We start from the raw sequence: 13,485 nt of genomic DNA, 5'->3' as shown, positions 1-13,485 counted from the left end.
CGTCGACGACGCGGTCGCGGAGCCGGTCGCGGTCGCGGAGCCGGTCGCGGTCGCGGTGGCGGACCGGACCTCGTTGCCCGGACGGCCCGGCGTCCACCCCGCGAGGGCGGCGTCCTCGGCGGCTGCGTCGTCGGGGATGTCGTAGATCGAAGCGCTCATGAGAGGGGCTCCTCGTGGTCGGTCCGGGCTCGGCCGGAGGCGGGCGTCACGCGACGACCCGCAGGATCTCTTCGACGCTGGTGAGGCCGAGCTTGGCCTTCTCCCAACCGTCCTGACGCAGGCTCAACATGCCCTGCTCGCGGGCGACCCGGCCGATCTCGGCGCTGGACGCGCGGCTCACCGCGAGCCGCTCGATGTCCTCGGAGACGCTCATCACCTCGTGCAGCGCGATGCGGCCGCGGTAGCCCGTGTTCGAGCACTGCTGGCAGCCCACCGGCTGGTACACCGTGGGGTTCTCGTCGGGCTCGACCCGGAACTTCAGGTGGGCCAGCTGCAACGGGGAGTAGGCCGTGGGCGTCTTGCACCGGTCGCAGAGCCGGCGCGCGAGGCGCTGGGCGACGACGCAGTCGATGGCCGACCCGACGAGGAAGGGCTCGATGCCCATCTCGGTGAGTCGGGTGATCGCGCTTGGGGCGTCGTTCGTGTGCAACGTGCTCAACACGAGGTGGCCGGTCAGCGACGCCTCGATCGCGATCTGCGCCGTCTCGTGGTCGCGGATCTCGCCGAGCAGGACGACGTCGGGGTCGGACCGCAGGATGCTGCGGAGCGCACTCGCGAAGGTCAGGCCCGCCTTGGGGTTGACCTGCACCTGGTTGATGCCCTTCATCCGGTACTCGACCGGGTCCTCGACCGTGATGACGTTGATCTCGGGACGGGCGACGGCGTTCAGCGTCGTGTACAGCGTCGTCGACTTGCCGGAACCCGTGGGGCCGGTGACGAGGATCATGCCGTAGGGCTTCGAGTACGACTCGGCGTAGACGTCGAAGTTGCGCTCGAGCAGGTTGAGGTCGCGCAGGCTCATCGAGGTGTTCGAGTTGTCGAGGATGCGCATCACGACCTTCTCGCCCCAGACGGTCGGCAGCGTCGCCACCCGCAGGTCGATCTGCCGGCCGCCGTGGCGGACCGACATGCGGCCGTCCTGCGGCTTGCGGCGCTCGGCGATGTCGATCTCGCTCATGATCTTGAGGCGCGAGATCACGCCGTTCTGGATCGCCTTGGGCGCCGGCTGCATCTCGTGCAGCACGCCGTCGATGCGGTACCGGATGCGCACGTCGGTCTCGGACGGCTCGATGTGGATGTCGGAGGCGTGGTCGGTGATCGCCTGGCTGACGAGCAGGTTGACGAACCGGACGATCGGCACGTCGTCGTCGGGGCCGTCCGTGATGTCGGCCGCCGTCTCGTGGGCCCTCTCCTCTTCGAGGGTCGACGTCAGGTCGTTCAGCTCGTCGTCGGCACGCAGGTACCGGTCGATGGCGGCGCGCAGGTCGTTCTTCTCGGCGACGACGGGGTCGACGCCCATGCGCAGGCCGGCGCGGACGTCGTCGATCGCGAAGACGTCGCCCGGGTCCTCCATGGCGAGGATCAACGCACCGTCGCGCACGCCGATCGGCAGGACCTTGTGCCGTCGGCACACGGCCGCGGGCACCATCGTCACGGCCGAGCGGTCGACCGGGTAGTCGATCAGCTCGACGAAGTCGAGGTCGGCGGCGGTGGCCCGGGCCCTCGCCACCTGCACCTCGGTGACGACGCCTCGCGAGAGGAGGTCGCGGATGGACGCCTCCTCCTCGGCAGGGCCGCGCGGGATCACGTCGAGCTGCTCGATCGGCAACAGCCCGTGCAAGATCAGGATCTCGGTCATGGAAGCCACGCGTACCTCCTCGGAAGTACAGGGCCTCGGGGGTAGGACGACGAGGCCGTTCGACGCTCGGGGTCGGGTCCGAGCTTGCCTCACGCTACGGCGGCGACGCCGTCGGCGGCACGTCCCAGAGCGGGTGCCCCTCGAAGGGGTGCGCCGGTCGCCCCCCGGTCGGACTCAGTAGGCGCGGACCACCGTGGCGGAGCGCCTCGCGGCGACGAACCCGGCCCGGTCGTAGAGCCCCAGGGCGCCTGTCGGGCTCACGGAGTCGACGTCGAGCACGGTGACCTCGAGCCCCTCGGCGACGTGCGCCTCCAGCGTCGACGCGAGCAGGGACTGCGCGAGGTGTCGTCCCCGCCAGGAGCGCCGGACGCCGACGTACTCGACGTAGGCGCACCGCCGCCCTAGGGCCGCCCAGTCCTCGGGGTCGACGTCGCTCAGCACGAACGCGACGACCTGCTCGGCGGCCTCGGGGTTGTCGAGGGGACGGGCGACGGCCAGCAGCGAGAGGTCCTGCCGGAAGGTGCCGGCACCGACCATCCGACCCCAGCGCTCCTCGCTCGTCGGCTGGCTGCCCCAGTGGTCGCGGAAGGCGTCGTTGCGGGCCTGGCGCGTCGCCTCGACCCACTCGTCGGTCATCGTGACCAGGCGGACGGCCGGGTCGAGCGCGACGCGCTCGATCGGTTCCGTCAGGTCGCGCCGCAGCTCGGTCCACCACCGCGACTCGTCGAACCCCGCCCGACGGAACGCCGCCCGCGTGGCGAGGGCGTCCTCCTCGACGTCGGTCACGAGACCGGCCGGCAGCACCTCGTCACAGGTGGCCAGGTGCTGCTCGCCCCGGACCCGTTGCCAGTCCAGGAGGCGGCGACCGAGACCCTCGCCGCGTCGGCCGGGGTCGACACCGCCGGGGACCCCCACCCGCACGAGGCTGACCCGCGTCGGGCCGAGGTGGCTGAGGCCCCAGGCGACGAAGCGGCCGTCGGCGTCCACCCCGACGATGCTGTCCCGCACGAGGTCGATGCCGGGCGACGTGAGGTCGTCACGCACGACCTCGAGCGCATGGCCGCGGTCGGGGTGGTCGACCGACCCCATGCGGGCACAGAGCGCGTGCAGGGGCACGAGGTCGTCGAGGGTGAGCGGTCGCCAGGTGACACCGGCGACGGGCTCCGGTGACGCCACGACGTCGGGTGCCGTCACCCGCTCGCGGACGGGGCGGTCGGCCGTGCCGATGCCGACCCCCTCGGCGGCCTCGCCTCGGCCGACGACGACCGGGGGCGGTGTGGCCGGTGCTCCGACGGCGGTGTCGGCCGTGGCGGCAGCAGCCGTGGCGGCGACGCCGCTCGTCAGGGTGGCGGTCTCGGCGGGCTGGTCGTCAGGCATCCCTCCATCCTGCCGGGTCGGCTCCCGACGTCGCCTCAGCCCGGCGGGGGAACCTCCCGCTCGCGTCACGGCCCCGACCGGGAGGTACGACGAAAGGCCCCGGTCCGCACGGAGTGCGAGCCGGGGCCCTTCGAGGTGAGGCCCTCAGGAGGCGCGGTGGGGGTCAGACCCTCACCGCGCCTCCTGACGGGGTTCTCAGTTGTAGGTGCCGGGGGTGAAGTCGTCCGACGAGAAGGAGTCGAAGTCCACGAAGCTCAGGTCGGCTTCGTTGAACGACGCGTCGTCGGTGAAGACGCGGTTGGGGTACCGCTCCGCCTTCGCTTCTTCCGTCGCCTCGACCGACACGTCGCGGTAACGCGACAGGCCGGTGCCCGCGGGGATGAGCTTTCCGATGATGACGTTCTCCTTCAGACCGACCAGCGGGTCGCTCTTGCCTTCCATGGCGGCCTGCGTCAGGACGCGGGTCGTCTCCTGGAAGGACGCGGCGGACAGCCACGACTCGGTCGCCAGCGAGGCCTTCGTGATGCCCATGACCTCTTGACGGGCGGACGCGGTCCGCTTGCCCTCGGTCAGTGCCGCACGGTTGATCTCGTTGTACTTCGACCGGTCGACGAGCTCACCGGGCAGCAGGTCGGTGTCGGCGTGGTCGACGACGGTGACCTTGCGGAGCATCTGACGGACGATGACCTCGATGTGCTTGTCGTGGATCGGCACGCCCTGCGAGCGGTAGACGTCCTGGACGCCACCCACGAGGTGCTGCTGCACCGCACGGACGCCCTTGACGCGCAGGACCTCTTTCGGGTCCACCGCACCGGCGATGATCTGCTCACCGAGCTCGACGTGCTGACCGTCCTCGACGAGGAGGGTCGAACGCTTGAGCACGGGGTAGATCACTTCTTCGTCGCCGTTGTCGGGCTGCAGGATGACGCGGCGAGCCTTGTCGGTGTCCTCGATCGTGATGCGACCGGCCGAGTCGGCGATCGGGGACGCACCCTTGGGGGTACGCGCCTCGAACAGCTCGGTCACGCGGGGCAGACCCTGCGTGATGTCGTCGGCCGAGGCCGAACCACCGGTGTGGAAGGTACGCATGGTCAGCTGCGTGCCGGGCTCACCGATCGACTGGGCCGCGATGATGCCGACGGCCTCACCGATGTCGACCAGGTTGCCGGTGGCCAGCGAGCGGCCGTAGCACTGGGCGCAGACACCGACGGCGGCCTCACAGGTGAGGACGGAGCGGACCTTGATGGTCTCGACACCGGCCGCCACGAGCTCGTCGATCAGCACGTCTCCGACGTCGGCGCCGGCCTCGGCCAGCACCGTGCCCTTCGCGTCCACCGCGGCAGCCGCGAGCGACCGTGCGAACACGGTGTTCTCGACGGTCGCGTCGCGCACCATGACGCCGTTGGCGTCGGGTGCGGCGATCGGCATCTCGAGGCCGCGCGAGGTGCCGCAGTCGTCCTCACGGATGATGACGTCCTGCGACACGTCGACGAGACGACGGGTCAGGTACCCCGAGTCGGCCGTACGGAGGGCCGTGTCGGCCAGACCCTTGCGGGCACCGTGCGTCGCGATGAAGTACTCGGCCACCGACAGACCCTCGCGGTACGAGGAGATGATCGGGCGCGGGATGATGTCACCCTTCGGGTTGTTCACCAGGCCTCGCATGCCGGCGATGTTGCGCACCTGCAGCCAGTTACCACGAGCACCCGACGTCACCATGCGGTTGATGGTGTTGTCGATCGGGAAGTTCGCGCGCATCTCGGCGGCGACCTCGTTCGTGGCCTCCGTCCAGATCTTGATCAGGTCGGCGCGACGCTCGGCGTCCGAGATCAGACCCTTGTCGAACTCGGACTGCACGGCGGCGGCCTGCTTCTCGTAACCCGCGACGATCTCGGGCTTGCGCGGAGGCGTGAGCACGTCGGACAGCGCGACGGTGACACCCGAACGCGAGGCCCAGTAGAAGCCCGCGTCCTTGATGTTGTCGAGTGCCGCCGCGACGGCGACCTTCGGGTAGCGCTCGGCGAGGTCGTTGACGATCGTCGAGAGCATGCCCTTGTCGGTCACCTGCTGGACGAACGGGTAGTCCGCCGGCAGGTTCTCGTTGAAGAGCGCGCGACCGAGGGTCGTCTCGAGCAGGATGTCCTGCCCGACCTCGTAGCCCTCGGGAGCCTCGCCCTCGGCGAAGTGCACGCCGTTCATGCGGATCTTGACCATCGCGTTGAGGTCGAGCGTGCCCTGGTCCTTCGCGAGGATCGCCTCGGCGACCGACGAGAAGGCACGGCCTTCACCCTCGGCACCCTCGGTGACCGTCGTGAGGTAGTGCAGACCGATGATCATGTCCTGTGCGGGCAGGGTCACCGGACGACCGTCGGACGGCTTCAGGATGTTGTTCGACGCGAGCATCAGGATGCGCGCCTCGGCCTGGGCCTCGACGGACAGCGGCAGGTGCACGGCCATCTGGTCACCGTCGAAGTCGGCGTTGAACGCCGCGCAGACGAGCGGGTGCAGCTGGATGGCCTTGCCCTCGACCAGCTGGGGCTCGAACGCCTGGATGCCGAGACGGTGCAGCGTGGGCGCACGGTTCAGCAGCACGGGGCGCTCGCGGATGATCTCTTCGAGGACGTCCCAGACCTGCGGGCGCGAACGCTCGACCATGCGCTTGGCCGACTTGATGTTCTGAGCGTGGCTCAGGTCGATCAGGCGCTTGATGACGAACGGCTTGAACAGCTCGAGGGCCATCTGCTTGGGCAGACCGCACTGGTGCAGCTTCAGCGTCGGGCCGACGATGATGACCGAACGACCCGAGTAGTCGACGCGCTTGCCGAGCAGGTTCTGGCGGAAGCGACCCTGCTTTCCCTTGAGCATGTCGCTCAGGGACTTCAGGGCGCGGTTGCCGGTACCCGTGACGGGACGACCGCGACGACCGTTGTCGAACAGGGCGTCGACGGCCTCTTGCAGCATGCGCTTCTCGTTGTTCACGATGATCTCGGGAGCACCGAGGTCGAGCAGGCGGCGGAGGCGGTTGTTGCGGTTGATCACGCGACGGTAGAGGTCGTTCAGGTCGCTGGTCGCGAAACGGCCACCGTCCAGCTGCACCATCGGGCGCAGCTCGGGCGGGATGACCGGGACGACGTCGAGGACCATGGCCGCCGGCGAGTTGCCGGTGGCCAGGAACGAGCTCACGACGCGCAGGCGCTTGATGGCGCGGATCTTCTTCTGACCCTTGCCCTCGGAGATCTGCAGGTGGAGGTTCTCGGCCTCGGTGGTGAGGTCGAAGCCCTCGAGGCGCTTCTTGATCGCCTCGGCGCCCATGTGGGCCTCGAAGTAGATGCCGAAGCGGTCCTGCAGCTCGTGGAAGACGGCGTCCTCGGGCTTGAGGTCGCCGACCTTGAGGTTGCGGAAGTCCTCCCAGACGCGCTCGAGGCGGTTGATGTCCTCGTCGAACGACTTGCGCGTCTGCGACATCTCTTTCTCGGCGCCGTCCTTCGCACGACGCTTCTGGTCGCTCTTCGCGCCTTCTTCCTCGAGGACGGCCAGATCGTCCTCGAGCTTCTGGAGGCGGTCGGCGATGCGCGTGTCGCGCTGCGACTCGAGCTGCTTGATCTCGAGGCGGAGCTCGTTCTCGAGCCCGGGCATGTCGGCGTGACGGCCCTCTTCGTCGATCGAGATGACCATGTAGGCCGCGAAGTAGATGACCTTCTCGAGGTCCTTCGGGGCCATGTCGAGCAGGTAGCCCAAGCGCGAGGGGACGCCCTTGAAGTACCAGATGTGCGTGACGGGAGCGGCGAGCTCGATGTGGCCCATGCGCTCACGACGCACGGACGACTTCGTGACCTCGACGCCGCAGCGCTCGCAGACGATGCCCTTGAAGCGGACGCGCTTGTACTTGCCGCACGCGCACTCCCAGTCACGCGACGGCCCGAAGATCTGCTCTCCGAAGAGGCCGTCCTTCTCGGGCTTCAGCGTGCGGTAGTTGATGGTCTCCGGCTTCTTGACCTCACCGTGCGACCAGGCGCGGATGTTCTCGGCAGTGGCGAGGCCGATCCGCAGCTCATCGAAAGTTGTTGCTTCGATCAAAATTTAATCCCTTGTCAGATGTATCGACGTGTCGTTGTGGGAAGGGGGCTTAGATCTCGTCGACGTTCGACGATTCGAAGCGGGAGGAGATGTTGATGCCGAGCTCTTCGGCGGCACGGAAGACCTCGTCGTCCGTGTCGCGCAGGCTGACCGTCTGGCCGTCGGCCGAGAGGACCTCGACGTTCAGGCAGAGCGACTGCATCTCTTTGATGAGGACCTTGAAGCTCTCGGGGATGCCGGGCTCCTGGATGTTCTCGCCCTTGACGATGGCTTCGTACACCTTCACGCGGCCGAGGATGTCGTCCGACTTGATGGTCAGGAGCTCTTGCAGCGCGTACGCGGCGCCGTAGGCCTCGAGGGCCCAGACCTCCATCTCACCGAAGCGCTGGCCACCGAACTGTGCCTTACCACCCAGCGGCTGCTGCGTGATCATCGAGTACGGGCCCGTCGAACGCGCGTGGATCTTGTCGTCGACGAGGTGGTGCAGCTTCAGGATGTACATGTAACCGACCGAGATCGGGTTCGGGAACGGCTCACCCGAGCGACCGTCGAACAGGCGCGCCTTGCCGGACGAACCGATCAGACGCTCACCGTCGCGGGTCGGCAGGGTCGAGTCGAGCAGACCCTCGATCTCGCGCTCGGCGGCACCGTCGAACACCGGGGTGGCGACCTTCGTGCCGGGAGCGGCGCTGAGCGCCTCTTCGGGCAGGTTCTTCGCCCACTCCTGGACGCCCTCGACGTTCCAGCCCTGCGCCGCGATCCACCCGAGGTGGATCTCGAGCACCTGGCCGAAGTTCATCCGACCGGGGACGCCCAGCGGGTTGAGGATGATGTCGACCGGCGTGCCGTCCGCGAGGAACGGCATGTCCTCGACCGGCAGGATCGTCGAGATGACGCCCTTGTTGCCGTGACGACCGGCGAGCTTGTCGCCCGCCGTGATCTTGCGCTTCTGGGCGATGAAGACGACGACGCGCTGGTTGACGCCTGAGCCGAGCTCGTCGTCGCCGTCCTGCGAGTCGAAGACCTTGACGCCGATGACCGTTCCCTGCTCGCCGTGGGGCACCTTCAGGGACGTGTCGCGGACCTCACGGCTCTTCTCGTTGAAGATCGCGCGCAGCAGGCGCTCTTCGGCGCTGAGCTCGGTCTCGCCCTTGGGCGTGACCTTGCCGACGAGGATGTCGCCGGGGCGCACCTCGGCACCGATGCGGATGATGCCGCGCTCGTCGAGGTCGGCCAGCAGGTCGGGGCTGACGTTGGGGAGATCACGGGTGATCTCTTCCTTGCCGAGCTTCGTGTCGCGGGCGTCGACTTCGTACTCTTCGATGTGGATCGACGAGAGCGTGTCGTCCTTGATGAGGTTCTGCGACAGGATCATCGCGTCCTCGTAGTTGTAGCCCTCCCAGGGCATGAACGCGACGAGCAGGTTCTTGCCGAGCGCGAGCTCGCCGTTCTCGGTCGCGGGACCGTCGGCGATGACCTCGCCGACCTCGACGCGCTGGCCGGCGTCGACGATCACGCGGTGGTTGTAGCTGGCGCCCTGGTTCGAGCGGTCGAACTTCCGCAGGTAGTAGTCCTGCGTGCCGCCGTCGTCGAGCTGGACGGTGACGACGTCGGCCGACACCTCGGAGACCACGCCCGCGGCGTCGGCGGTGACGACGTCACCGGCGTCGATCGCGGTGTAGCCCTCCATGCCGGTGCCGACGAGGGGGCTCTCGCTGCGGACGAGCGGGACGGCCTGACGCTGCATGTTCGCACCCATGAGGGCGCGGTTCGCGTCGTCGTGCTCGAGGAACGGGATCAGCGACGTGGCCACCGACACCATCTGGCGCGGCGAGACGTCCATGTAGTCGACCTCGGCCTTGTCGACGAGCTCGACCTCGCCACCCTTCTTGCGGACGAGCACCTTGTCGTCGACGAAGTCGAACTTGTCGTCGAGGGGCGCGTTCGCCTGGGCGACGACGTAGTCGTCCTCTTCGGAGGCGGTGAGGTAGTCGATCGTCGTGGTGACGTTGCCCTTCTCCACGCGACGGTAGGGCGTCTCGATGAAGCCGAACGAGTTGATGCGCGCGAAGGACGCGAGCGAGCCGATCAGGCCGATGTTCGGGCCTTCAGGGGTCTCGATCGGGCACATGCGGCCGTAGTGCGAGGGGTGGACGTCGCGGACCTCGACGCCGGCGCGCTCACGCGACAGACCGCCGGGGCCGAGCGCGCTCAGACGACGCTTGTGCGTCAGTCCCGAGAGCGGGTTGTTCTGGTCCATGAACTGCGAGAGCTGCGAGGTGCCGAAGAACTCCTTGATCGCGGCGACGACGGGGCGCACGTTGATCAGGGTCTGCGGCGTGATCGCCTCGATGTCCTGCGTGGTCATGCGCTCACGGACGACGCGCTCCATGCGCGACAGACCGGTGCGGACCTGGTTCTGGATCAGCTCGCCGACCGCGCGGATGCGACGGTTGCCGAAGTGGTCGATGTCGTCGACGTCGAGGCGCAGCTGGACGGGCTCGCCGTCGCGCGTGCCGTTCATCGACTTCTCTTCGGCGTGCAGCGACACGAGGTACTTGATCGTCGCGACGATGTCGTCGACGGTCAGGACCGAGTCGCCCAGGGGCGCGTCGATGCCGAGCTTGCGGTTGATCTTGTAGCGACCCACCTTGGCCAGGTCGTAGCGCTTGTGGTTGAAGTAGAAGTTGTCGAGGAGCGCGCGCGCGGCCTCGGCAGCGACCTGCTCGCCCGGACGGAGCTTGCGGTAGATGTCCTTGAGCGCCTCTTCCTTGGTGAGGATGGCGTCCTTCTCGAGGGTGGCCTCGATCGAGGCGAAGCCCTTGAACTCCTCCATGATCTCTTCGCTCGTCAGGCCGAGGGCCTTGAGGAAGACGGTCACGCTCTGCTTGCGCTTGCGGTCGATGCGCACGCCGACCTGGTCGCGCTTGTCGATCTCGAACTCGAGCCAGGCACCACGGCTCGGGATGACGCGAGCCGAGTAGATGTCCTTGTCGCTGGTCTTGTCGGAGGCGCGCTCGAAGTAGACGCCCGGGCTGCGGACGAGCTGCGAGACGACGACACGCTCGGTGCCGTTGATGATGAACGTGCCACGCTCGGTCATGAGCGGGAAGTCGCCCATGAAGACCGTCTGGGTCTTGATCTCACCGGTGAGGTGGTTCATGAACTCGGCGTTCACGTAGAGCGGCGCGGCGTAGGTCTTGCCACGCTCTTTGCACTCGTCGATCGTGTACTTGGGCTCTTCGAGCTCGGGGGCCGTGAACGAGAGCTGCATGGTCTCGCCGAGGTCTTCGATCGGCGAGATCTCTTCGAAGATCTCTTCCAGGCCCGAGTGGAGGGCCAGGTCGGTTCGACCCTGCTCGGTCGCCTCGGCGAGGCGGTCCTTCCAGATGTCGTTACCGACGAGCCAGTCGAAGCTCTCGGTCTGGAGCGCCAGCAGGTCGGGGACCGTCAGCGTGTCGGTGATCTTGGCGAACGAGAGCCGCGATGCGTTGCGACCGTTCTTGGGTGAGTTGGTGGATGCGTTGTTCGCAGCAGCCAAGGAAGTAACCTCCGTGGACCCCGTCGGGTCATCACTGTCGGACAGTATGTGGTGAGTGAGTGAACGGCCCTACCCGGCGGACACCATCCACCCCGCCGTCATATTCGGGGGTGGGTGTCTCGAGACGTTGTCGACCGCAATATGACGACAGGACGCACGGGGAGCGCAAAGGTCCATACTAGGTCGCCCCGGACACGCCTGGCAAGCCCTGTCGTTGACCTTTCGCCCGACCTTCGGTATAACCCGGGCGCATGCACAGGCATTCCACGGGATCGAGGGCCGCGCGCGCCTCCTCGTCCCCGGGATGGGAGGCTTGGGGCATGGCCGCACAGCACGACGACCCGCCCGTCGAGATCTCGATCGGGGCGGGTCTCGCCCGCGTGGACGAGGACCGGCACCGCCCCGGTTCGTACACCCTCGTCGTCGACGGCACGCCCCAGTCGCACGTCGACCTCGACGACCCGACGCACCTGGCCTTCGAGTACGTCCGGCGCATCGGGCACGCCGTCGACCTGCTGCCCGAGGGGCCGGTCACCGCACTGCACCTCGGCGCCGGCGCCCTGACCCTGCCGCGCTACGTCGAGGCCACCCGACCGGGTTCGCGCCAGCAGGTGATCGAGCTCGAGGCCGACCTCGTGGCCCTGGTGCGCGAGACCCTGCCGCTGCCGCGGGGGGCCTCGATCCGGGTGCGCTACGGCGACGCCCGCGAGGTCATGGTGAAGCTGCCCGCCGGACTGCGCGGCACGGTCGACCTGCTGATCGTCGACGTGTTCGGTGGCTCGCAGATCCCCGCCCACGTCACGTCGCTCGAGTTCTACACGGCGGCGGCCGAGTTCCTGTCGCCGACCGGCATGCTGATCGTCAACTCGGCCGACGGCGCGGGGCTGGCCTTCGCCCGCGGCCAGGCGTCGACCCTCGCGACCGTGTTCGAGCACGTCGTCGCCGTGGCCGACCCCGCGACGCTCAAGGGCCGTCGCTTCGGCAACGTCGTGCTGATCGGTTCGCCGTCGCCGCTGCCGACCGACCGCATGCCCCGGCTCTACTCGTCGGACCCGCTGCCGGCCAAGGTCGTCCACGGCCGTGAGCTGCGCGACTTCGTCGCCGGGGCGCCCGTCGTCACCGACGCGACGGCCGTGCCCTCGCCCGAGCCGTCACGGAGCGTGTTCGGGGCGCGCTGACGACGCCCCGGTCGAGCCAGTGGGCCGCCCCCGTGGCGCCCACGACGGCGGCCGAGGCGAGGGGCGCGACAGGTGAGAGGAACACGAGCCACAGTGCCGCGACTACTCAGAACCGTCAGAGGCTGCGGTTCTCTCCGGCAACCCGCCACGATGTGGACACGACGCCAGGCGAAAAGGTGGCGCTGTGTCCATCTCGTGGCGGCGTGAGGGCACGGCGGCGGGGCGGCACGAGCGCGCCGCGGCACGAGGCCAGAGCGGCCCGGGCCAGTTGCGGAGGGGGCCGGGCGGCGGGACTACTGGTCGGCGCGGGGGGCGGGGGCGCCGAGGGCGGCACGCAGGCGGGCCTCGGCGTCGTCGGGGGCCTTCGACGCCTCGACGTTGGCCTCGGTCACGGCCTTGATGACCTCTTCGCGCTGGATCTTGACCCCGCGCGGTGCGTCGATCCCGATGCGCACGCCGTCGCCACGGGAGTCGAGCACCGTGATGACGATGTCGTCGCCGATCACGATGCGTTCTCCGACCTTGCGTGTCAGCACCAGCATCAGGCCAGCTTACCGAGCGCGGGGCGCTCCGGTCGCGGCGACAGGCAGGAGGCGCGGGTCGGCGATCGCGGGACGACATCGGCCACGAGGCACCACCGCGGGAGGACGACCACCGCAGGAGGCGCGGCTCAGCGGCCCGCGCCTCCTTCGCGCCAGCCCACCGGCACGCCGAGCAGGTGCACCGTGCCCGGGGTCGCCGTGTCGTCCTCGCCGACCACGGCGGCCGCGACCACGGGCGCGACCGCCCGGACGGCCTCGACCCAGCGGGCCGTGTCGTCGTGCTTGCGCCCGACGTCGACCGCGACCCAGACCTGGTCGGCGGCGATCGCCTCGAGGGCGGCGGGAGCGGCCGCGTCCCAGGCGAGGGCCGTCACGACGGCCGAGTTCTCGTGCACGCCGGTGGCCCGGGCCAGGATGCCGCTCCGGCGATCCGACACGTCGACGGAGCGCAGCCCGAACGTCGAGGCCATCTGGGCGGCCACGCGGAAGGCGTCTCCGGGGCGGCCGACGACCACGACGAGGTCGCCTGCCCCGCGCGACACGTCGGGGGCGGGCGGCACGCCCGGGGAGGCCACGGCCCGGGCCTGCGCGGCGAGGGCGTCGGCAGCGGCCGCGAGCGACGCCGCCGTCCGACGGGGAGCGGCCCCGTGCGGCGCGTCGGGGTCGGCGGCGTCACCGTCGGCGAAGGCGGTGGGGCCCGGGCCCGTCGCCGCGACACCGGCTCCGAGGCCGGCGGCGGCACCGGCGGCCGGAGCGATGCCGTTGAAGGTGAGGTCGTCCATGATCGAGGCGAACGCGTCGGTGCGCGTCGAGACGTCGGCCGGGGACGCGACCGGCACCGCGCCTCCTGCGCTCGACGGCGAGGCCGAGACCCCGCCGGGGCCCGTCGCGGCGGCGGCAGCGGCGCGGGCG

General features: G+C 69.2%; 7 protein-coding genes. 1 reads left to right on the top strand and 6 read right to left on the bottom strand.

The features are described from left to right. Nucleotides 1-205: 205 nt before the first annotated feature. The 4 genes from IFT36_RS11940 to rpoB all read right to left on the bottom strand — a co-directional run bounded on the left by IFT36_RS11940 (nucleotide 206) and on the right by rpoB (nucleotide 10,853). A complete protein-coding gene (locus tag IFT36_RS11940; protein ID WP_200413237.1) occupies nucleotides 206-1,867 on the bottom strand; it encodes a GspE/PulE family protein in 1,662 nt (553 codons plus the stop codon). A gap of 165 nt (nucleotides 1,868-2,032) precedes the next feature. Next, on the bottom strand, nucleotides 2,033-3,235 hold the full coding sequence (locus tag IFT36_RS11935; RefSeq protein ID WP_200413236.1) for a GNAT family N-acetyltransferase: 1,203 nt from the start codon (nucleotides 3,233-3,235) through the stop codon (nucleotides 2,033-2,035). A 195-nt stretch (nucleotides 3,236-3,430) separates the two neighbouring features. After that, complete coding sequence (locus IFT36_RS11930; protein WP_056043611.1) at nucleotides 3,431-7,312, bottom strand: DNA-directed RNA polymerase subunit beta'; 3,882 nt, start codon at nucleotides 7,310-7,312, stop codon at nucleotides 3,431-3,433. A 49-nt stretch (nucleotides 7,313-7,361) separates the two neighbouring features. Next, nucleotides 7,362-10,853 (bottom strand): DNA-directed RNA polymerase subunit beta, encoded by a 3,492-nt coding sequence (rpoB, locus tag IFT36_RS11925; protein WP_056043614.1) that lies wholly within the window; start codon nucleotides 10,851-10,853, stop codon nucleotides 7,362-7,364. Nucleotides 10,854-11,173: 320 nt separating this feature from the next. Between rpoB and IFT36_RS11920 the strand changes: the two genes are divergently transcribed. Then, nucleotides 11,174-12,031, top strand: coding sequence for a spermidine synthase (locus IFT36_RS11920; RefSeq protein ID WP_123571300.1), 858 nt, complete (start codon nucleotides 11,174-11,176; stop codon nucleotides 12,029-12,031). A 293-nt stretch (nucleotides 12,032-12,324) separates the two neighbouring features. Here IFT36_RS11920 and csrA read toward each other — a convergent pair whose 3' ends face one another. Continuing rightward, complete coding sequence (gene csrA / locus IFT36_RS11915) at nucleotides 12,325-12,573, bottom strand: carbon storage regulator CsrA (protein ID WP_056043620.1); 249 nt, start codon at nucleotides 12,571-12,573, stop codon at nucleotides 12,325-12,327. A 128-nt stretch (nucleotides 12,574-12,701) separates the two neighbouring features. Next, nucleotides 12,702-13,485, bottom strand: a 784-nt coding sequence (locus IFT36_RS11910; RefSeq protein WP_200413235.1) for a hypothetical protein, incomplete at its 5' end; no start/stop codon positions are given.

The organism is Frigoribacterium sp. CFBP 13605 (genome assembly GCF_014839405.1).
Taxonomy (GTDB): domain Bacteria; phylum Actinomycetota; class Actinomycetes; order Actinomycetales; family Microbacteriaceae; genus Frigoribacterium.
Note: the sequence above shows the minus strand (reverse complement) of the source record. Positions and strands in the feature narration are given on the sequence as shown.

Coding starts and splice junctions, on each gene's coding strand:
- IFT36_RS11935 (WP_200413236.1), bottom strand. CDS start 3,235: ATGCCTGACGACCAGCCCGCCGAGACCGCCACCCTGACGAGCGGCGTC.
- IFT36_RS11920 (WP_123571300.1), top strand. CDS start 11,174: ATGGCCGCACAGCACGACGACCCGCCCGTCGAGATCTCGATCGGGGCG.
- csrA (WP_056043620.1), bottom strand. CDS start 12,573: ATGCTGGTGCTGACACGCAAGGTCGGAGAACGCATCGTGATCGGCGAC.